The following is a 19,890-nucleotide window of genomic DNA, read 5'->3' as shown; positions in this document are numbered from 1 at the left end:
TAGGTTCAATGAACCTAAGAGCCCACTGACCGAAGCCGACCGAAGTCCAAAGCTGCCGCCTCTTCCTTCAGGTGCTCTGGCGCAAACCGCGCATAGACGCGCTCGGTGACGGTCGTGTTGGAATGCCCGAGATACTGCGCGATCCTTGACATGGGTCGGCCAGCCGCCGCCATGTGGACGCCTGCTGTGTGCCGCAGGACGTGCGGTGAGACGCCTTCGAGTTCGGCGGCCTTCACGCAGGCATAAAACCCCGTCTTGATATTCGCGACCGGCTTTCCAGCCCACTCAATCACGTAGTCTGTCAGCGCCGCGTCGCGCGCGGTCTGAAGCGCGGCGCGCAGCGTCGGGTTCATCGGCACGTTCGCGCGACCCTTCCGGGTCACGCTGTCGGCGGTGCGCAGATTCACATAGCCATCGTCAAACGATACCCGGTCCCAGGTCAGTTCCAGCACGGCACCGACGCGCGCGCCCGTGGCAAGCATGACATGAATGGCAGTCTTGATGTGTAGCGGAGCCGGCGCGTCGAGCAATTTGCCGATCTCGGCATGGGTCAGGTAGCGCTCGCGCGCGGCCGGCTTCTGCGGGCGCTCGATCTTGGGCGCCTTTTCGGCCCCGAGCGCCCAGACAAGCGCGGTGCGCAGGTGGCCGAGCTCAGTCCAGATCGTGCCGTCATGGACACATGTCGCCTTCCCGCGGACAACCGTCTTTCGGCGTGCGGCGGTGTAGGCGCGGCAAGTGCTCGTCTTGATTTGGTCCGGTCGCAGATGGCCGAAATGCGGGCCGATGGCCTTCCATTCATGCTTCATGGCGACCGCGACCCTGCGGCCTTCCTTCTCTGCCCGGTAAGCCTCCCAGATGTCGGCTACCGTGGCGCCGACAGGCGCGACTGCTTCGCGCTTGATTACGTCGAGGGCTTCCCTCTCCGCGCTCTTGGCGTCGCGTGCGTTAAGACGATAACGTCTCCGCTTTCCATCGACCCACCACGAGACGACGTATCGTCCGTTGAGGCGTCCGATCCGATAGTCTCCTGGCATCGCTCGAACTCCTCGACCGCTTCCGTTTTAATCCTAAGCAGGCGTGACCCGACCCTGAAAGCCCGTAGGTCGCCCCGACGTATCAGGTTGCGGACGTGATTTGGTGAACAGTCCCAGCGAGCAGCAACTTGCTCGGGGGTCAGGGGACGAACGATCATAGTCTGCCCTCCCTCTTGAGCCGCATCATCGTCTCGTCCGTCACCTCATCCCGACCGGGGATTCGTTCGCTACGGGACATCAGAAGTCCCCCGGCGCGACCTGACAGCAGACGATCCCGCGCGAGCGCCACAGCGCGACCACGCTGGCTCGGTCTTCGAAGACGAGATCCGGCGTGCGGCCCTCGTCGAGCCATTCGGCCTTCACGACCGTATCGGGGCGGTGGTCTCCGGCCCTGCGGGTGCGGATCGGGATATGGCCGAGCTCGTATTCATCGAGCCAAGCCGTCGTCTTGTCCCGGACCTCGTCCGACCGGCCCGACCAGATCTCGACATGCGCACCGGTCGCGTCGAGCGCGAGGAGCGTCCGGATGATCGGGTGGCAGGGCTCATCCTGGTCGCAGGCGGCGTAGAACCCGCGCCAGTCCTTCCGGCCCGGGCCGTTCAGGAAGTGCGCGCGGTGCTCGGTGAGGGCGAGCGTGCCGTCGAGGTCGAAGACGACGAACATGGGCTGGCCCTTCATTGTAGCTTCCTCCGGCAAGGCAGGGTGACGGGGCGAGGATCGTCGGCCCGGCTGTCGTAGCAGCGCGGATCAACGCCGTCGTAGCAGCCGCAGCGGCCGAACTCGTCAGAGCCGCAGCGCAGATTTCCGCAGGGACAGCACATCAGCGGGCGGACCTCTCGTCGGTGATGGAGGTGGATCCGGGGAAGTCGTCGTCGGCCGCGTCGGCGTAGGAGGCCGCCCGGTCCAGTTCGGAGAGGATCGGCGCCAGGGCCTCGTTCGCGCGCGGGTCCAGCCCGTCGCGGAAGGCGCTCAGCGCGGCGTTGCCCTTACCGGCCGCCTCGCGCGCGGCGGCGTAAAGCCGGTCGCGAGCGCTGGGCTGCTGACGCTGTTCCGTCGGGCGGTCGTCCGCGTCGGTGGAAGGCTGGCTCGGAGCAGGCAAGCGCTCCTCGGCCAGCGGCTTCACCGTGTAGGGCACGCGCCGGGCCTTCGTGGCAGTGAGCGCCATCGTCACCGCCGAGGAGATCCCCGACATGTGGCTGATCCGGATGCCGCCGACGGCCACGCCGCCGAACTGCACGCCATCGTCGCGGAAGAGCGTCATCCGGCGACCGGCATAGGCCGAGCCGTCGGCGCCCCAGATCCGGAGCATGACGCGCCGCATCGACTTGCCGGGCTTGTACGGCTTACCCCCGTCGCCCTCGAAGTAGATCGCGATCGGCTGATCCGGCTCGCTCATCTTCGATACCCGGGTGACGCGGATGGTGCGGGGGCCGACGATCAGGTCGTCGGCATTAAGCTGGTCGCTTCTGGGCGCAACCGTCTGCGAGATGTCGATCACGCGAAGATCTCCCGCTCGATGCGCCTTGTCGGGATCGCGCCAGCCGTGGCCTCGCGGTAGCGGGTCATCGCGTCCCGAAGGCGCTGCTCGAAGTCGTCGGCAGCGGCCAGGATCTTCTCCTGGATCCCCTCGTCGGCGTGGGCGCGGATCACGGCGAGCGGCAGACCGCCCGAGTAGGAGACGAGGTCACACCAGCGCCGCTCGGAGACGAGGAGCCCGGTCTGGATCTGGAGGAGGTATTCGGGCGGGATCGTGCCCTCTGCGACATGCACGAGGAAGGTCTCGACCTGATACTTCTGGCGCCGCGACTTGCACTCGACGAGGCCGTCGCTGCCGACCAGAGCGTCGGGCGAATAGCCGAGGGTGAAGCCCCACCGGTCGTTGGTGATGAAGCCGACGGACTCGGTCTCGGCGTAGTGCTTGGCATAGAGGGCGAGCGCCTCGACCTCGTCCTCCTGGCCGCGCAGCATGTCATCGCTGACGAAGCGCGGCTCGACGTAGCCGGTGATCCGCTGGGCGAGCAGTTCGTACAGGTGCGAGCGCTCCTTCTCGTTCTTCGCCGGCTTGAAGGTCGGCGTGACGATCAGCGACATCTCGCTGGCAGTGAGCATCCCGCAGCGGGCCGCGATCCACTCCTCTGTCCCTTGGTAGAGGTCGGAGTGGATGCGCACCGTGGACGGGCGCTCGCAGTCGTTGTGCAAGGCCACGTCAGGCTCCTGCGTGCGGGGTGGGACCAGCGCCGCGACGGGCGCGGCCGGCGGGGGAGAGGATCACCGGCCCCTCCCCGTCACGAGGTTCCGGTCGGTGCGGTGCTCGGCGAGCTTCGTGCGCAGATCGGCGACGTGGGCGCTCTCGCTGCCGTCGCCGAACCGGAGCGCTTTCATGCCGAAGTCGCCGCGGTCGAGAGCGTGGAGGAAGTCGGCCACGGCCTGAGCGAGCCGGTCACCAGCGAGGGTGACGGACGGGGCGCGGAACGTCGCGTTCATGCCGCCACCTGCAGGTCTTCGGCGTCGTACTCAGCGGCGGCGAGCGCGATGGCCGCAGCCTCGTCGGCCTCGCCTTGAACGATCTCCTCGATGCGGTCCCACGCGCTGGCCTCGCAGCCGAACTCGCGCTCGATGACCTCACGGCCGAAGCCGCCGGAGTGGATCTCGACGATGGCGTAGCCGTCGCGGAGCAGGATGATATCGAAGCGGTCGGGGGTGGTGGGGGCGGCCATGTCAGAGGCCCACCCGGAAGTAGACGCGGCCGCTCATCCAGAGGCCGCCGGTCGCCATGGCTGCGAGGACGAAAACCAGCGTCATCGCCTGCTCGAAGTTGAGCTGCTGGAGCGCGGCCATCAGAAGCTCCACGCCTGGATGCCGTGGGCGGCGCAGTAGGTGCGGGCCTCACGTTTCCCGGCGACAATGACCGTATCGACGGTCACGCCACCGGGGCCTTCCTTGATCGTCAGGAAGCAGCGCGTCTTCGTCTGGGTGAGGTAGGCGACCCGCATGACCGGCTCCGTCGCGGTGGCGATGGAGCGATTTAGCCAAATGGCAAAAATACCGTCAAGCATTTTTTGCCACATGGCGAAATTATCTGAGCGAGGTGCTCGGGCTTAGTCGATCTCCTCCTGCTTGACCGCGATGAGTGTCGCGATAGTGATGTCGCAATCTGCGCAACTGAAGTCCTGGTGCTGAAGCAAAGCGCTTTCCAGCAATTCCTCCACGTTGCCAGGGGCGTCTCCGAAATCGGGCGACTCGATCACTCGCTTGGTTATGTGGTGGCAGCCGTGACACCGCCGACGCATCGTGAAGCGAGCCAGGATCCGCGGAACCCATGAAGACTCGAGCCGCCCAACGCTTTATAAGGGCCATCTATAGATCATAAAGCATAGAGTTCGCGCGTAATATTTCAGCGTCGCGAAGTTTTTCTGACCCGCATAGAGACGTCCCGTACTAGACCTATTATTTCGAGCGCATTCCACTCGCTCGCCTCTGGGTTCATCGGCACCTTAATCGGGCGGTGATTTTTGTTCGTCGAACGCGGACAGAACCAGACTTCGTCGTCATGCAGCTCGATTTCCTTCACGGACCACTCACGAAGGTGTCCACCTTCGCGCGTCCGCTGAAGCACGACAATCAATCCATCAGAAAGCGGCTGTCCGGTTTGCTCGAAGTCTACGCATACTACGCGACACCCGTCTGGCATGGGCGGGTCGGCCGCATTCATGCTGTCGCCCTCCACCGTGAGGGCGAAGCGCCGAGCCTTGGGGAAGTCTTCGTCCTCTGGCTCGAAGACATACTCTGGCTCACCGTCATCGAACTCGACGACTTCACGGAAAACGCCTGCGGCAGTACGGCCGGCAATCGGAACCGGCATCAAACCGCCAAAGACCGGCGAGGCGGCGGGTGCCTCCATCTCAAGTAGCTCCGGCACAGTGCAGCCAAGAGCCTTGGCCAGGTTCTCCAGGTCAGTCTTCTTCGGCTCGCGCTCGCCAGTTTCGAAACGCTGGATCTGCGATAATGACAGACCAACCATCGCTGAGAGCTTCTCCAGCGACAGTTTGAGCGCCTTTCTGCGCCGCTTCAGCTCGGGCATTGCCATCCGGCGAACCTGCGTGCGGCGGCGGCGACCATCCAGAGCCAATCGGCAAACCCCTGATTGACTTTTTTCGCCAAATGGCAAACTCATGCGAAATGGACCTCGCCGCATACCTCGCGAAGCGCAAGATCAAGGCTGCTGCCTTCGCGGCGGAGATCGGCGTGCCGCCATCGACAATCACGCGAATCCTCAGGGGGGAGCGTGATCCTCGAGGCGCAACCATCCGAAAGATCGTCGAGGGATCCGGCGGCAAAATCACCGCTAACGACCTCATCAGCCAGCCGGAAGCCGCGTGATGCTTGTAGGCCTACAGATCGACCGGCACGGGATTTCCGCCGTAGACGCGAGCTCTCTGTTCCGCCAATACTTGGGCTTCGTCGTAAATATCGGCCATCGTGCGAGATTTGCTGAAAACCTGCCGGACCAGCCTTTCGGCGCAGTAGGTACATCTTTCGTCGCCCTCTGCCAGATTTGTCAAAGACCCCATCAGATCCTCGACCTGATCGCGGCTGAAGACGTCGCGCACCATCATGTGTCGGATCAGCTGCACAGTCAGGGTTTCGAGCGCGCGGTAGCGGTCTTCGAATTCGTCGGCGGTCATGGTTTAGCCTTCCAGGGCCATGAGCTTCGGCGAGGAGGGTCGGGTGCCAGCCCGGCCATCCACCATCACCGCATCGGCGCATCGGCTGGCTCCGACAAGCAGGCGCACCGCGCGAAACCTCCTTGACGGAACGCCGACATGATCGCGCGCTCCCTCCCCCATCGCGCAGAGTTTCGTCTCGCGATCGCCCACGCGGTTTCCTCTTCTGACCGCCGGGTCGACGTCCCTCTTTCCGCATCCCTGCCGCGTTGCCGCCAAGCTGTCGGCCGGGATGCTGTTGTGCCTGCGTTCCTCGCCATCCTCCTGCATTCGAACGCCCCTCCTTCGACATCCTCAAGATGTCGCGAAGGATTGGCGCCGTGCGGACAAAGATTGACCGGAAACGGACAATGGTGACGGCCACCGAAGTGCAGGACCAGATCCTGCCGAAACTCGTGAAGCTCGTCCGGCTGGCGCAGGCCGGGACCGGCTCGAAGATGACCGCCTACGACGCGGTTGACCGGTCGGCAGATCGACGAGGCCTTGGCCGAATTCCAAGATTTCTGGGTCGGCGTCCCCGGTGTCCGGGGGCTGAAGCTCGACTGGCTCGCCACCCTTCGGAACCGCCTCCGCGACACTGCCCGCCGCAGCGCTCGACCGCGCGACGCCCCGGCCCGGCGCGGCACCGGCAACGGCTACCTCGACGCTCTCCTCGACGACAACGGGGCTCCCCTGCCCCGGCATGATCTGGAAGGAGCCCGGTCCCGGTGGTCGCTTCGGCGTCTGGGCGGGCGTCCGAACCATGATGTTCCGCTTCGTCGAGCATTGGGGCGAGGAAGCCGCCGCGCTCGGCTGGAGCACGGACTCGCTGTTCGGCGTGCATTCGCTCGCCGGGGCGCTGCGCGCGGACAGCGTGGGCGCCCTCGTCACGATCTACCCGCGCAAAGTGATCGCCATGGACGAGCGCACGATCACCCTGGAGCGCAACGGCTCCCGGCAGGTCTTTCGCGGCCTGACCAACCCCGCCGAGAGCCTCCCGATCTGGGAGTTCTGGCGCTCAACCCGAAAGGTATGACCATGACCGAGACCTTCGTCGCCGCGGGGCAGACCGCGATCCTTCTCACCACCGAGATCGTCTCCGCCTACGTCGCCAAGAACCCGGTGCCGGTATCGGGCGTGCCGGACCTGATCCGCAGCGTTCACGCCTCTCTGGTCGGGCTTGCCGCACCCGTACCGGCCGAGCCCGCGCCGGAGCTGCCTACGCCCGCCGCGATCAAGAAAAGCGTCCGTCCCGACGCGCTGATCTCCTTCCTCGACGGACGGCCCTACAAGACGCTGAAACGGCATCTGACCGTCAACGGCATGACGCCCGAGAGCTACCGCGCTCGGTTCGGCCTGCCTGCCGACTATCCGATGACGGCGCCGAGCTATTCCGCGCGCCGATCCGAACTGGCGAAACAGCTCGGGCTTGGTGTCCAGCACCGACAGGCAGCGGCGTAAGAGAGCGTCCGCGTGCGGCGACATTCGAAACGTGAGGATCTCCGCACGCGGTGCTGATGAAAACCTCTCTGCGTCGCGAGGGTCCCGATCCGCCGGCGATGACGTGTCTCGACGTCGAACGCAGGCTGATCGCCATGTTCATGGCCCTCACCGACGCTCCGGTCTTCAGCGCCCGCGCACGGCGCATCGGGCCGACCAGCCCGAACATCGCGCCCGGCCCGCTCTTCTGGCTGGAGTTCGCGACCGTCGTGCTGGGCGCTGGCACGCCCGAGCTGATCGCGCTGCTGACCTGGGCCAGGGCGAAGGCACGGCGGCGGATCAAGCGCCATCATCGACTGCGGCTGCTGAAGGACGTGCCGGGTGGGACCGTGACCGATCACTGCCGGGAGTTCGGTGTGAATCGGCGGACCTTCGACCGGCAGCGGAAGCGCGCGGCTGAGAGGATCGTCGAGGCATGGAACAAAGACCGGTCGGTTGGGCCTGCACCCTGACCGCTTCCGACCCAACCTCGACGTGCGAGCTGGCGTCAGTGATTCCCAAAAGCAGTCGTGCCTATGCTCTTGCGAGTTGCGGCTTTTGACCGATGAACCTCGGTCCGCACATAGGCAATGCAACGACGGCGTTGCTCCGCTCCAGAGAGGTGCTGAAAAGCTTCCAAAAGTTCGATTGCATCTCGAAGCTTGGCAGCGCGTTCCTGTACGGCCCCGATTGCACGCAACTCGGCTGGTGTGACGTCAAGAGCTTCGGCAATCTCGCGGCACAAGGCGTCGGTGTGGTCCATTATGTCCCCGTGGGCTTCGTGCGTCTCGCCTACGGTTCAGTTTCCCAGAGTACAAGTCACAAGATTGCGCACAACCGGTTATCCGCTGCGAGAAGGCGGGCATAGCTGCGCCAAGTCCCAGCCAGGAGAGCTACCAAGTAACCAAGCTGCCGTTCTGTTTGCAACCCAACTAAGTCGTTCACACGTGACTAGGCGGTTCCCGAAAGCAGAAGTACCCTGCGCCTAAGCTATGGCGGTGATGCGCCCATCTTGGTCATTGAGTTGAGGCCATTTAAGCGCCAAATGCGAAAATTCCGAGAAAAAATTCAAAACAATAATATTTGCATTGTATATCCTAATTCTAAGCGTGGCAGGAGTTTTCCACAAAGGCTTTGCCAGCGAACACGCTCTCTGTAACCGGGTCACAGACCGTTGCGAATGAGCGGCATCGATCCAACGTCGATGGAAACCGCATGATGCCCCTCCCTCCTGTTCGCGCGCTTTGCGTTATGGCGCTCGGTCTTGCATCACTCCCTGCGCAGGCCCGGCCCCTCGTCCTTGAGCTCTTCACGTCACAGAGCTGCTCGTCATGTCCCCCGGCCGAGGAGCTGCTCGCGGAGCTGGCCGAGCAGCCCGATCTTCTGCCCCTCGGTTTCCACGTGACCTACTGGAACAGGCTGGGGTGGAAGGATGCCTTCTCGTTCGAAGGCGCCACGAATCGACAGGCTGCCTACGCCAACCAATTCGGAAGCGTCAGCTTCACGCCGCAACTCGTCGTCGATGGCGTACGAAGTCTCGTCGGTTCTCGTCGTGATGAGGCGGGTGCCGCTATCGCAGAGGCAAGAGCCCATGCATCAACTGCGGCGACTATCTCTCTTGTCAGCACGGGGAACGAGATCGGCATTACGATTGGCGAAGGGAAGGGAACGGCCCGGATTCTTCTGGTCGGCTTCGACCGGAGGCATCGCAGCTCCATCGCGCGTGGCGAGAACGGTGGACGTACGATCCTTCAAGCGAATGTGGTGCGCTCCCTGCGCGACCTTGGTTCCTGGGAAGGCAAGCCGGTGAAGCTCCGTGCCGAGCGGCCAGCCGGTGAAGATTTCGCCTTGATCCTGCAGGAACCAGCTGGCCGGATCGTGGGCGCCGCGCGCCTGCGAGCTGGAACCTGACCGCTTCATCGCAAGCGTACCGACACGTCGTGAGCCGAAAACAGGATCAGCCACCGCGAAAGGCACAATCAGATCAGAATATTATGTAGTTCGACGTAACATCAAAATAATATCGCCGAATTGAAAGCCGTGCCACTCTCGGCACAGCACTGAAGGATCTGCGATATGTCCAACCTTTTTCGATCCGTCTCTGCCGTTCTGCTCGCTGCTTCGTTTCTTGCAAGCCCGGTCTTTGCTGCTGAGTCGATGAACAAAGACCCTATGGCCAAGGACAACATGGCTAAGGACAACATGGCTAAGGATTCGATGCGCAAGGATCCCATGGCCAAGGATTCCATGCACAAAGGCGGCATGCACAAGGACTCCATGGGCAAAGACGCGATGAAAAAGTAGCGCGACGTGAAAGTCAGTCGGGTGGCCGTCACAGGCTACCCGATTGACGCGACTCTCGCGCTACTTATTCATAAGGTCTGTTCCGAACCGTCGTCACGGGATATAAGTCTTGGTGGAGTCGTCGCTTTAGTGCCGAGGATTTTGGCCGCATAGACGAGGGAACCCGCAGTCGGTTGCAGCCCAAATCTCAATTTCGGCCTTTGACGAAAGATCGGCGCACGTGTCTGATCGAGCGGTTGAGGGAGGGGGAGGTGCCCGATCTACGAACTCAGCCGCCTTTTTTCGACTACGCACGGCTGGATCCGATTGAACACTTCTCGGATGTCCTCGACGACGGCCGGTACGTTCCGGTTCCGGACTCATGGTGGATTGCCTTGAGCGATGTCGCCATGTCGACCGAGGCGATCGAGCAAGGGCGCTACCGGGCGGTCAACCTTGCCGGTGCTGCTGCCATTGCCGCAATCCGCAATGCCTTTTCTAAGATCGAGATCCCCTTCGTCTTCGGTGGCGACGGATCGAGCCTGCTCATACCGCCGGACCATCGCGGGACCGTGGAGGCGATTCTCGCCGCGACGGTGGCCTGGGCGCGCGACAGTCTGGGCCTGACCCTGCGGGCGGCTCTCGTCCCGGTTGCCGCCGTGCGGGCAGCGGGTCGCGATCTGCGCGTCGCGCGCTACGCCGCCTCCGCCGACGTCGCATACGCGATGTTCACGGGAGGAGGCCTTGCTTGGGCGGAGGCCGCCATGAAGGCGGGGTCCTATGCCATCGCCGCAGGGAGCAATGGCGTGCCACCCGACCTGACGGGGCTATCTTGCCGCTTCGCCCCGGTCGCGAGCCCTGGCAGGCTCGTGCTTTCCCTGATCGTGCTTCCCCGTCGCGAAGGCGATCCTGCTCGCCTGCGCGCCGTCCTCGAGGAAATCCTGGACGCCGTCGATGCCGTGCCGGAGATGGGCCGTCCTCTCCCCGTCGCCGGACCGGGGCTGCGGCCGCCCTGGTCCGGCTTGGCGGAAGACGCCAAAGCTGCTGGCCCGCTTCTTGGATCTTCTGTCCTGCGCTACCTCCGGCTCTTGGCTGGGCGAAGTGTGTCCTTCGCCGTTTTCCGTCTGGGGTTTCAGATCGGTCGCTTCTCGCCCCGGCTTTACCGCCGTCAGCTCACTGCCAATGCCGATTTCCGCAAGTACGACGACGGTCTGCGCCTCACGGTCGCCTGTCCGCCGGAGACGGCCGATGCGATCGAGACACGGCTGGCACGGGCCCAGGCCGAGGGCGTCGTGACCTATGGCCTCCATCGACAGGAGGCGGCCATCGTCACCTGCATCACGCCCTCGCCGACGCAGGCCGATCATCTTCATTTCGTCGACGGAGCCGGGGGTGGTTATGCCCGCGCCGCCCAGGATCTGAAGCGCGCCGCGAAAGCGTCGCGATGAGCGGGCCGGAGATCCCCCTCCTCGCAGGGCTCGATCAGGCCGCAATGCAGGCCGTCCGGGCACGCTTTGCCTCCATGGCGGTCGCCGGGGGCGTCCCGATCTTCGAGCAGGGCGCGGAAGGCGACGCGCTGTACACTCTGGTCTCCGGCGCTGTCGGCATCTCGACACGCGATCCGGTGGACGGGCAGACACGCCGTCTCGCCCGCCTGACGCCGCCGGAGACATTCGGAGAGATGGCGCTCCTGTCCGCGGAGCCGCGCTCCGCGACAGCCACGGCCCTGCGCGACACGCATCTCTTGCGCCTGAGCCGCAGCGCATTCGAAGAGCTGGTCGGCGACCATCCCGCGACGTTGCTGTACTTCGCGCGCCTTCTGGCCACACGCCTGCGTATCGCCGCGGAGGGGCGCTCCGTGGGCCATGCCCCCCGCAACTTCGCGGTGCTCGCCGTGACCGAAGGGCTCGACGCTCCGGCTTTCGGCCGTCGGCTCGCCTCGGCCTTCGACGTCAGCTTGCCGGGGAAGACCGGCTGCCTGACTGAATGGCCGGACGGCGCCGATGAGTCATGGTTCCACGAATACGAGACGCGGCACGACCGGATGATCCTGGTCGCCGATCGTGTAACCGACTGCCCGTGGTGCAGCCTCTGTTTGCGTCACGCCGATCACATCCTGCTGCTCGCGGAGCCCGGAATGCCACCGAGACCCGGTGCGCGGGCCAGCATCGAGTCCGTCCTTTCCGCCTGGATCCGGATCGACCTCGCGGTTCGCCAGGACGCCGGAGTCACACTCCCGCAGCCTCTTCACCCTGAGGTCACAAGCCTGCCAGCAACGATGCGGATCCAGGTTCGCGACGGCCATAGCCGCGACTTGGCCCGGCTGGTCCGCCTGACGACCGGCACCGCTCGCGGGCTCGTGCTGGGCGGTGGGGGCGCACGGGGCCTCGCGCATCTCGGCGTTCTGGAAGCTTTCGCGCAAGCGGATCTGCCCGTCGATTTTGTGGGCGGCACCAGCATGGGCGCCATCGTGGCGGCGAGTGTCGCGATGGATCTCGACGTGGCGGACATCCGCGCGAGGATGGTGGCAGGCTTCGTCGGGCAAAACCCGCTCAACGATTACACGCTGCCGTTCCACGCCCTGACCCGAGGCCTGAAGGTGGAGGCGGCCCTGCGCGCGGGCTTCGGCGAGGCGAGGATCGAGGATCTCTGGCTCCCCTTCGTCTGCGTCTCGTCGAACCTGACGACGGGGGCGGCCATGGTCCACCGCAGCGGCGATCTAGCGGCGGCGCTCCGGGCCAGCATCGCCATTCCCGGTCTGCTCCCGCCCGTGGTCTCGGAAGACGGCATCCTTGTCGACGGAGGCATGATGAACAACCTGCCCGCGGACGTGTTGGCGGCCATGCATCGCGGACCGGTGCTCGCCGTCGATGTCGGCAGCGACCGTGCCTTCACCGACATGCCGGAGCGATCGTGGCGGGGACGTTTCGTTCGGCGCCTGCTCGGCCTTCCCGATGCGATGCCGGGGATCGCCCCGCTCCTCCTACGTGCGGCGACGGTGTCGAGCGATGCGCAATCCCTGATGTCGGTGAGTCGTGCGACCGTCGTGCTGAAGCCGCCGCTGGCAGGCGTGGATCTGCGGGCTTGGTCGAGCCTGGGTACGACCGCCGCCGTGGGTTACCGCTGCGCGCGGGAGGCAATCGAGGCCGGTCACCTTCGGGACTGGGCGCATCCGGAAGCCGTGCGCCGGCACACTCACCCGAACGTGGGGCCGTAACGGGGCATGGGACTGTCCCGAATGAGGTGAAGGAGACACCAGCCAAAACCGGGAGCTCATGATGAGAGTGTTGATCGCCGCCACACCCTTGACCGGGCATGTCAATCCGCTCCTCGCCATCGGGCGGCTTCTCGCCTCGCGTGGCGACCGCGTCGTCGTCACGACCGACCCGGCCTTCGCCCGTAGAGTCGAGGATGCGGGACTGTCCTTTGCGCCCTGTGACGATTTCGGGTCGGCTGGGTATCTCGAACCGAACCTGCCGCCCGGTCCTGAACGCTGGACGCATGAATTCGAGCGCCGCTTCGTCGAGCCGATGCTCTCGCAGGCCACCCGGCTCCGCGAACTCGTTGCTGAGGAGCAACCCGATGTGATCATCGCGGGCAGCATGTTCCTCGGCGTGGTTCCCCTGCTGCTCAGCGCGAAACCCCGCCCCCCCATCGCCGTCCTGAACGTCAGTTTCCTGTTCCTCGACCGGCCCGACGGAGCCCCCGTGGGACTGGGACTGCCCCCTGCCCGGACCGAGACGGACCGAGCTCATTATGCACGCCTGAAAGCTCACATCGACGCGACCTTCGTGGGGCCGGTGCGGGCCTGCGTGGACCGGCGCCTCGCCGATCTCGGGCTTCCCCGCCTGCCCGCCTCGCTCACCCAATCCATCGTCGTGCTGCCCGATACCTTCCTACAGCCGAGCGTCCCGGAATTCGAATACGACTTCGGCGTGGAAGGGGACTCGGTCCGCTTCGTCGGGCTGCTGCCAGCCGGAGCCGGCACCGTGCCGGTCCCGGATTGGTGGACGATGCGTGATCGGAGCAAGCGCGTGGTGCTAGTCACGCAGGGCACTCTCGCGAATTCCGATTTCGGCGAACTCGTCGACCCGACCCTGACGGCCCTCGCCGAGCGCGACGACCTGCTCGTGGTCGCGACGACCGGCGGCCGGCCGGTTTCCGCCGTCGGCGTACCGGTTCCCGCCAATGCCCGCGTCGCGAGCTTCCTGCCTTTCGCCGAGATCCTTCCGGACGTCGATCTGCTCGTCACCAACGGGGGATACGGGAGCGTATGCCAAGCGCTGGCGGCAGGTGTGCCGATCGTCTCGGCGGGCTTGAGCGAAGACAAGGCCGAGGTCGGGGCGCGCATCGGCTGGTCCGGCGCCGGGATCAATCTCGCGACCAATACGCCCTCCGCAGCGGCGCTGCGCGATGCCATCGGAATCGTGTTGGCGGAGCCGCACTATCGGCGCCGCGCCGATGCCATGGCCGATGCCTTTGCCCGGCGCGACACGGACCGCGAGATCCTGTCGGCGATCGACGCCCTCGCGAGAACTCCGGAGATGGCCGATGCTCGATAGGCTCGCCATTCCCCGCAGACACTCGGCGACGGCAGCACTCCTTCGCCCCGTCCCTCCACACCGGGAACAGCGCGAAGGCGGCGTGACGGCTCTCCTTGCCGCCGTCGTGCTGGCACTCTTGGCCGGCGTTCCATTGCGGTCGGCCCATCTGCTGCTTCCCGAGCCGGAGGACTGAGCCGACACCCTGTTTTCGAGGCCCTTCCCCAAGGCAGGAGCTGCCGCATGCGCGTCGTCGTCGATTTGAATCGTTGCCAGGGCTACGCACAATGTTGCTACGCCGCACCGGAGAGCTTCGAGCTACGGGGGCACGAGATCCTCTTCTATGACCCGGCGCCACCGGAAGAGGCGCGGGCCAGGATCGAACGCGCCCGGTTGGCCTGCCCCGTTCAAGCGATCTTCGTCCAAGCCGCCGATCTGCCGGAGGTTGACCTGCCACCGGAGGCTGACCTGCCATGAGCAAGCGTCCTGGAATCGTGGTCGTCGGCGCCTCCCTGGCAGGCCTGTGCGGGGCCGAGGCGCTTCGCAGAGGCGGCTACGACGGTCCTCTCACTCTCATAGGCGACGAGCCGCACCCTCCCTATGACCGGCCCCCGCTCTCCAAGCATGTCCTGGCGGGGGAACTGGAGGCCGACGCGACGGCTCTGCCGCACCTGGTGGCCCTGCGCGCCCGCTGGCGGTTGGGCCAGCCTGCGACGGGGCTCGACAGGACCGGGCGGACGATCCGTCTCGCCGACGGGAGCGATGTCCCTTTCACCAAGCTCTTCATCGCCACCGGGGCCAGGGCGCGGACTTGGACGGAGCAGGGTGCCGACCTGAGTGGCATCTTCACCATCCGAAGTCGCGCGGATGCCGTTGCCCTGCGCCGGGCCCTCTCACAGCCCCCGAAGAGGGTCCTCATCATCGGTGCCGGGCTCATTGGGTGCGAGGCGGCCTCCTGTTGCCGCGACCTTGGGTTGCCGGTGACACTCGTCGATCCCAACCCAACGCCCCTGGCCCGTGTCCTCGGGACGATGGTCGGCGAGGTGCTCGCGCAGGTCCTCCGACGCTCCGGCGTAGATTACCGCCCCGGCGCGAGGGTTCGAGCTCTCGTCGGTGAGGCCGGGCACGTACGCCAAGCGCACCTTCATGACAGCGGGATCATCGACACAGATCTCGTCATCGTGGCCCTCGGCGCCATCCGGGAGACGGCGTGGCTCACACAGGCCGGACTTGTCGCCGACAGCGGCGGCGTGACGTGCGACGAGGCGTGCCGCGTTCTGACACGGGAAGGCCCTCCGGCCGTCGACATCGTGGCGGCCGGGGACGTGGCACGCTGGCAGAACCCGCTCTATGGCGGGCGGCTGATGACAGTCGAGCATTGGGGCAACGCCGTCGAACAGGCAGCCCATGCGGCGTCCAGCCTGCTGCGCCCCGAGCAGCCGAAGCCCTATTCCCATCTGCCCGCCTTCTGGTCGAGCCAGTTCGGGCTCAACATCAAGGCGGTCGGCCTCGCCGACGGAGCGGATGCGGTCGCGATCGTTCAGGGCGACCGGGCAAGCCGACGCTTTCTCGCCGTCTACGGACGCGCCGGACGCAGTGTGGCCGCCGTCTCGTTCGATCAGGCGCGCTGGCTCCCGGCCTACGCGGGCCGGATCGTCGCCGGCGCGCCGTTTCCGCCGATTCTCGACGCCACCGATCAACGACGGATTCAAATCTTGGCGCCGGGCTTTCCGCCTTCGCGCACCCAACGTCCCGTACCGGAGATGGCCCATGTCTGACGACACGCTGTTCTCGGAGGTTCTCGATGGAGCAAATCGGGCGAACCCCTATCCAATCTACGAGCGCTTGCGGCGAAAGCCGGTCTCGCGACAGCGGGACGGAGCCTACGTCGTCAGCACCCACGCAGCGATCCGCAGCCTGCTCTTCGACCCGCGGCTGAGTTCGGAGGACCTGCCTCCTTCGAAGCGACCGCGCACCGGCAATCCGCTCAAGGACTGGATCGTCAATCCCCTCAAGAACCGGGTGGCCAACGCGCACCGGCCGTTGATCTTCCGCGATCCGCCCGCTCACGACACCCTGCGCGGGTTCGTCATGAAGGAGTTCACCATCGCCCGGGTCAACAACCTGCACGGACGGGTGGGAGCACTGGTGGACACGCTCATCGAGCGGTGCCGCGGACGGGACGAAGTCTGCCTCGTCGAGGACTTGTCCTATCCGCTGCCCGTGGCTGTCATCTGCGAGTTGCTGGGTGTCCCTGAAGCCGACGAGCCACGGTTCCACGCCTGGGCGACCCAACTCGCGACCGCGCTCGAGCCGGATGCCCGCCGGGACGAGGAGGCGCGTCGCGCGACGGTGACGACCTTCGATGCCATCGCCGCCTACATGCGCCGTCTGATCCGCGACAAGCGCCGCCATCCCGCCGACGACATGCTGAGTGGCCTTGCGCGGCGCGGCGATCCCGGCGCGCCTGCCATGGGCGATGTCGATCTGATCTCGACGGCCGTGCTGCTCCTCGTCGCGGGGCACGAGACGACGGTGAACCTCATCACCAACGGCATGTTGACCCTCCTCAGGCATCCGCAGGAATTGGAGAAGTTGAAGTCCGATCCCGAACGGGCCCCGCGTCTGATCGAGGAGCTGCTGCGCTACGAGCCTCCGGTCCATTTTCGGACGCGCAAGGCGCTCGGCGCCATCGACATCGCGGGGACGACGATCCCGCAAGGCGCACCGGTGGTTCTGCTCTTCGCTTCCGGCAACCGCGACCCGCAACGATTCCCCGAACCGGACCGCTTCGACCCGAGCCGGGAAGACATCCAGCATTTCGGCTTCGGGGGCGGGCTGCATTATTGCGTCGGCGCGCCTCTTGCGCGGATCGAGGCAGAGATCGCGCTGGTCACACTGTGCCGCCGTCTCGTCGAGCCGCGACTGATGGCCGATCCGCCGCCTTACCGCGCCGGTGCGTCGCTGCGCGGTCCAAGCAACCTGGGAATTCACATCTCCGGCATCGTTGAGACGCCAAGATCGGCTTCAAGATGAGGCGCGCGGTTTCCAGCTTGCATTGATTGCCGGCGAGAGACACCAACCTCTGAGCACTGGGCCGGTAGACCCGCGTTCTCACCGTCAAAACTTGGCCTGCCGACAGATTTAAGCCCCTTGTCGACGATCTTACCCGATCCGTGCGCGCTCCAAATCGGTGCAGCTCAAATGAATTGAGCCGTTATTGCAGGATTGGTATGTCAAGCCAGCTCTGTGCGGCACCGATGTGGATCCTCTCGACGCAAGCCCGCAGGAAGCCGTCTGCTTTTGCGACCTAGTTTCTCGGAAGCTGCCATTCCACCACCGGCCAGCTTCGACCGGACCCCGGATGTCCGCTCTTTTGGCTCTGCATCCGAAAGCGGACTGGCAGATTTCCACTTGACTCAGCCGCTCAGAGACGCTTGCTCCCGCGACTGGACTTGGCCGTAAGCCGCAAGTCTGCTTCCAAGTCGCAACTGGGGCGTAGCAGACATGTCGTGTCACGGCGGCTGACTCATGGGAGCGAATGAGCCGATCGGCCTTGCCCCTTCGCCCCCCTCGCACGAAAGGGAAACTTACGGCTCAGCTTCCGGTTGGCCTCCTGCCAAGGAGGGATGCCATGACCGAACTGACCTCAATCAACGCCGGCCACGGCGGCGAGACACATCAGACCGCTGATGCAGACCACCCCGTGCTGACGACTAATCACGGCACGCCCATCTCCGATAACCAAAACCAGCTCAAGGCCGGGCCCCGTGGGCCGGTCCTGCTTGAGGATGAGGTTTATCGCGAGAAGATCAACCACTTCGATCACGAGCGCATCCCGGAACGGATCGTCCATGCGCGTGGCTCCGCCGCTCATGGCTACTTCGAGTGCACCGAGAGCCTTGCGGGCGTGACCGTCGCCGATCTGTTTCAACGGAAGGGGCAGCGCACCGAGGTATTCACTCGCTTCTCCACCGTGGCGGGCGGCGCCGGCTCGATCGACACGCCGCGCGACGTGCGCGGCTTCGCCGTCAAGTTCTATACCCGCGAGGGCAACTGGGACCTCGTTGGCAACAACATTCCGGTGTTCTTCATCCAGGACGCGATCAAGTTTCCGGACCTGATCCACGCCGCCAAAATGGAGGCCGACCGGGGCTATCCGCAGGCGGCTACCGCCCACGACACCTTCTGGGACTTCATCAGCCTCATGCCCGAGTCGACCCACATGATCATGTGGGCCATGTCGGACCGGACGCTGCCGCGCACTTTCGCCAATATGGAGGGCTTCGGCGTTCACACCTTCCGGTTCATCAACAAGGAGGGGAAGAGCACCTTCGTCAAGTTCCACTGGAAGCCCAAGGCTGGCCTCGCCTCGACCATCTGGGACGAGACCGTGAAGATCGCCGGAGCCGATCCGGACTTCCAGCGCCGCGACCTGTTCGAGCGCATCGGGCGCGGTGACTTCCCAACCTGGGAACTCGGCGTCCAGCTGTTCGACGAGGAATTCGCCAACAGCCAGCCCTACGACGTCCTCGACGCGACCAAGATCATCCCGGAGGAGGTGCTCCCCGTCCGCATCGTCGGCAAGATGGTCCTGGACCGTTACCCGGACAACTACTTCGCGGAGACCGAGCAGGCGGCCTTCGTGCCTAGCCACGTCGTGCCGGGCATCGGCTTCTCGAACGATCCGCTGCTCCAGGGCCGGCTGTTCAGCTACACGGACACGCAGCTCTCGCGGCTCGGCTCGGTTAACTTCCACCAGCTGCCGATCAACGCCGCCAAGGGGCGGGCCGCGGCGGCGGGCTGCCCGTTCATGAACCAGCAGCGAGACGGCCACATGCAGATGGCGGTGCCGAAGGGCCGCGCCAACTATGAGCCGAACAGCCTCGCCCGTGCGGGCGAGCCGGGCGGCGCCCGCGAAGACGCCTCCAAGGGTTACGTGACCTTTCCATCGGAGGAGGAGGGGCAGAAGCTGCGCATCCGGCCGGAGAGCTTCGCCGACCATTATAGCCAGGCGCGGCTGTTCTTCCGGTCCATGGACCCGGCCGAACAGGCGCACATCGCCTCCGCGCTGGTCTTCGAGTTGTCAAAGGTGAGCCTGGAGCACATTCGGCTGACGATGGTCGCCAACCTACGCAACGTCGATGAGGATCTGGCGACCCGCGTCGCCGACGGGCTGGCGATGGACCTGCCTCCTGCCTCGCCGACCGCCGCACCGGTCTTAGATATGGCGCCGTCGCCAGCCCTGCGTATCATCCGTGGTCCCCTCGAACGACACACGCTGGAAGGCCGCACCATCGGCATCCTGATCGCCGATGGGACAGATGCAGGCGAGCTGAAGTCGCTCAAGAAGGCGATTAAGGCCGCGGGTGGCCATGCGATGACTATCGCCCCAAAAATTGGCAAAGTGCCGCTCTCCGACGGCTCGGCCATCGCCGCTGACGCGCAACTGTTCGGCCAGCCCTCGGTCACGGTCGATGGCTGCGCGGTGATCCTCTCTGAGAAGGCCGCCGGCAAGCTCGTGAAGGAAGCGGCTGCGATACAATGGGTGATGGATGCCTTTGGGCACCTAAAGGCCATCGGCGCCAACGCCGCAGCAAAGCCGCTGCTAGACAAGGCGGGCGTCGAGGTGGACGAGGGCGTGACCGACCTCAACGGTTTTGTCGAGGCCGCGAAGAAGCGTTATTGGGATCGTGAGCCGAAGGTCCGTACGCTGGCCTAAACGACCGTAATGGGCGATCGCTTATACGTGCTGAGATACGTTTGGCGATCGTCCATATCCGCCGCGTCTGAAATGCAGGGCGTACCGACGGTAGCAGCGGAGGTTTGCCTGAAGTCGAAGGGCTGCTT

The 19,890-nt window shown here is 65.2% G+C and carries 24 protein-coding genes and 1 pseudogene; 13 read left to right on the top strand and 12 right to left on the bottom strand.

Features of this window, described 5'->3' with window-relative positions:
- Positions 1–14: 14 nt before the first annotated feature.
- From J4O73_RS12470 to J4O73_RS12430, 9 genes and pseudogenes are all read right to left on the bottom strand, one after another.
- The gene (locus J4O73_RS12470) at positions 15–1,034 is read right to left on the bottom strand and encodes a tyrosine-type recombinase/integrase (protein WP_426217691.1); all 1,020 of its coding nucleotides are present in this window, start codon (positions 1,032–1,034) and stop codon (positions 15–17) included.
- Between the two features lie 17 nt (positions 1,035–1,051).
- Positions 1,052–1,192, bottom strand: a pseudogene (locus J4O73_RS12465) (helix-turn-helix domain-containing protein); the annotation flags it as partial.
- A gap of 79 nt (positions 1,193–1,271) precedes the next feature.
- Entirely contained in the window at positions 1,272–1,712 is a 441-nt protein-coding gene (locus J4O73_RS12460) for a hypothetical protein (RefSeq protein WP_426217689.1), read from the bottom strand.
- A 142-nt stretch (positions 1,713–1,854) separates the two neighbouring features.
- Positions 1,855–2,532, bottom strand: coding sequence for a hypothetical protein (locus J4O73_RS12455; RefSeq protein ID WP_426217688.1), 678 nt, complete (start codon positions 2,530–2,532; stop codon positions 1,855–1,857).
- Positions 2,529–3,239: a lambda exonuclease family protein gene (locus J4O73_RS12450; RefSeq protein ID WP_426217686.1), complete on the bottom strand. Its 711-nt coding sequence runs from the start codon at positions 3,237–3,239 to the stop codon at positions 2,529–2,531. The genes J4O73_RS12455 and J4O73_RS12450 overlap by 4 nt, the downstream gene beginning before the upstream one ends.
- A 63-nt stretch (positions 3,240–3,302) precedes the next feature.
- A complete protein-coding gene (locus J4O73_RS12445; protein WP_426217684.1) occupies positions 3,303–3,518 on the bottom strand; it encodes a hypothetical protein in 216 nt (71 codons plus the stop codon).
- Positions 3,515–3,751: a hypothetical protein gene (locus J4O73_RS12440; RefSeq protein ID WP_426217682.1), complete on the bottom strand. Its 237-nt coding sequence runs from the start codon at positions 3,749–3,751 to the stop codon at positions 3,515–3,517. Before J4O73_RS12440 ends, J4O73_RS12445 begins: the two co-directional genes overlap by 4 nt.
- A gap of 120 nt (positions 3,752–3,871) precedes the next feature.
- Entirely contained in the window at positions 3,872–4,027 is a 156-nt protein-coding gene (locus tag J4O73_RS12435) for a hypothetical protein (protein ID WP_426217681.1), read from the bottom strand.
- 401 nt (positions 4,028–4,428) lie between these two features.
- A complete protein-coding gene (locus J4O73_RS12430; RefSeq protein ID WP_426217679.1) occupies positions 4,429–5,208 on the bottom strand; it encodes an XRE family transcriptional regulator in 780 nt (259 codons plus the stop codon).
- A 5-nt stretch (positions 5,209–5,213) separates the two neighbouring features.
- Between J4O73_RS12430 and J4O73_RS12425 the strand changes: the two genes are divergently transcribed.
- Positions 5,214–5,414 carry a helix-turn-helix domain-containing protein gene (locus J4O73_RS12425; RefSeq protein WP_426217677.1) on the top strand — a complete coding sequence of 67 codons (201 nt, stop codon included), beginning with the start codon at positions 5,214–5,216 and terminating at the stop codon, positions 5,412–5,414.
- 11 nt (positions 5,415–5,425) lie between these two features.
- Here J4O73_RS12425 and J4O73_RS12420 read toward each other — a convergent pair whose 3' ends face one another.
- Positions 5,426–5,719, bottom strand: coding sequence for a hypothetical protein (locus tag J4O73_RS12420; protein ID WP_426217675.1), 294 nt, complete (start codon positions 5,717–5,719; stop codon positions 5,426–5,428).
- Between the two features lie 3 nt (positions 5,720–5,722).
- Positions 5,723–6,028, bottom strand: a complete 306-nt coding sequence (locus J4O73_RS12415) for a hypothetical protein (protein ID WP_426217674.1) — start codon at positions 6,026–6,028, stop codon at positions 5,723–5,725.
- A 472-nt stretch (positions 6,029–6,500) separates the two neighbouring features.
- Between J4O73_RS12415 and J4O73_RS12410 the strand changes: the two genes are divergently transcribed.
- Genes J4O73_RS12410 through J4O73_RS12400 form a run of 3 tightly spaced genes read left to right on the top strand, consistent with a single transcriptional unit; the run spans position 6,501 to position 7,689 of the window.
- Complete coding sequence (locus tag J4O73_RS12410; protein WP_426217672.1) at positions 6,501–6,773, top strand: hypothetical protein; 273 nt, start codon at positions 6,501–6,503, stop codon at positions 6,771–6,773.
- 2 nt (positions 6,774–6,775) lie between these two features.
- Positions 6,776–7,198, top strand: a complete 423-nt coding sequence (locus tag J4O73_RS12405; RefSeq protein WP_426217670.1) for a MucR family transcriptional regulator — start codon at positions 6,776–6,778, stop codon at positions 7,196–7,198.
- Between the two features lie 56 nt (positions 7,199–7,254).
- Positions 7,255–7,689: a hypothetical protein gene (locus tag J4O73_RS12400; protein WP_426217747.1), complete on the top strand. Its 435-nt coding sequence runs from the start codon at positions 7,255–7,257 to the stop codon at positions 7,687–7,689.
- Between the two features lie 35 nt (positions 7,690–7,724).
- Here the strand turns inward: J4O73_RS12400 and J4O73_RS12395 are convergent, their stop codons facing one another.
- A complete protein-coding gene (locus J4O73_RS12395) occupies positions 7,725–7,979 on the bottom strand; it encodes a hypothetical protein (RefSeq protein ID WP_426217668.1) in 255 nt (84 codons plus the stop codon).
- Positions 7,980–8,431: 452 nt separating this feature from the next.
- Here J4O73_RS12395 and J4O73_RS12390 point away from each other — a divergent pair, with 452 nt between their 5' ends.
- The 9 genes from J4O73_RS12390 to J4O73_RS12350 all read left to right on the top strand — a co-directional run bounded on the left by J4O73_RS12390 (position 8,432) and on the right by J4O73_RS12350 (position 19,762).
- Positions 8,432–9,127 carry a DUF1223 domain-containing protein gene (locus J4O73_RS12390; RefSeq protein WP_426217667.1) on the top strand — a complete coding sequence of 232 codons (696 nt, stop codon included), beginning with the start codon at positions 8,432–8,434 and terminating at the stop codon, positions 9,125–9,127.
- Positions 9,128–9,292: 165 nt separating this feature from the next.
- Entirely contained in the window at positions 9,293–9,520 is a 228-nt protein-coding gene (locus J4O73_RS12385) for a pentapeptide MXKDX repeat protein (RefSeq protein WP_426217665.1), read from the top strand.
- A 251-nt stretch (positions 9,521–9,771) separates the two neighbouring features.
- Positions 9,772–10,947 carry a DUF3095 domain-containing protein gene (locus J4O73_RS12380; protein WP_426217664.1) on the top strand — a complete coding sequence of 392 codons (1,176 nt, stop codon included), beginning with the start codon at positions 9,772–9,774 and terminating at the stop codon, positions 10,945–10,947.
- The gene (locus J4O73_RS12375) at positions 10,944–12,716 is read left to right on the top strand and encodes a patatin-like phospholipase family protein (protein ID WP_426217662.1); all 1,773 of its coding nucleotides are present in this window, start codon (positions 10,944–10,946) and stop codon (positions 12,714–12,716) included. The genes J4O73_RS12380 and J4O73_RS12375 overlap by 4 nt, the downstream gene beginning before the upstream one ends.
- A gap of 61 nt (positions 12,717–12,777) precedes the next feature.
- Positions 12,778–14,061 carry a glycosyltransferase gene (locus tag J4O73_RS12370; protein ID WP_426217660.1) on the top strand — a complete coding sequence of 428 codons (1,284 nt, stop codon included), beginning with the start codon at positions 12,778–12,780 and terminating at the stop codon, positions 14,059–14,061.
- 222 nt (positions 14,062–14,283) lie between these two features.
- Entirely contained in the window at positions 14,284–14,517 is a 234-nt protein-coding gene (locus J4O73_RS12365) for a ferredoxin (protein ID WP_426217658.1), read from the top strand.
- Positions 14,514–15,818, top strand: coding sequence for an NAD(P)/FAD-dependent oxidoreductase (locus tag J4O73_RS12360; protein ID WP_426217656.1), 1,305 nt, complete (start codon positions 14,514–14,516; stop codon positions 15,816–15,818). Before J4O73_RS12365 ends, J4O73_RS12360 begins: the two co-directional genes overlap by 4 nt.
- The gene (locus tag J4O73_RS12355) at positions 15,811–17,076 is read left to right on the top strand and encodes a cytochrome P450 (protein ID WP_426217654.1); all 1,266 of its coding nucleotides are present in this window, start codon (positions 15,811–15,813) and stop codon (positions 17,074–17,076) included. The genes J4O73_RS12360 and J4O73_RS12355 overlap by 8 nt, the downstream gene beginning before the upstream one ends.
- Positions 17,077–17,674: 598 nt before the next feature.
- Entirely contained in the window at positions 17,675–19,762 is a 2,088-nt protein-coding gene (locus tag J4O73_RS12350; RefSeq protein WP_426217652.1) for a catalase, read from the top strand.
- Positions 19,763–19,890: the final 128 nt, after the last annotated feature.

The sequence above is a fragment of the Methylobacterium sp. NFXW15 genome, assembly GCF_049887755.1.
Classification (GTDB): domain Bacteria; phylum Pseudomonadota; class Alphaproteobacteria; order Rhizobiales; family Beijerinckiaceae; genus Methylobacterium.
Note: the sequence above shows the minus strand (reverse complement) of the source record. Positions and strands in the feature narration are given on the sequence as shown.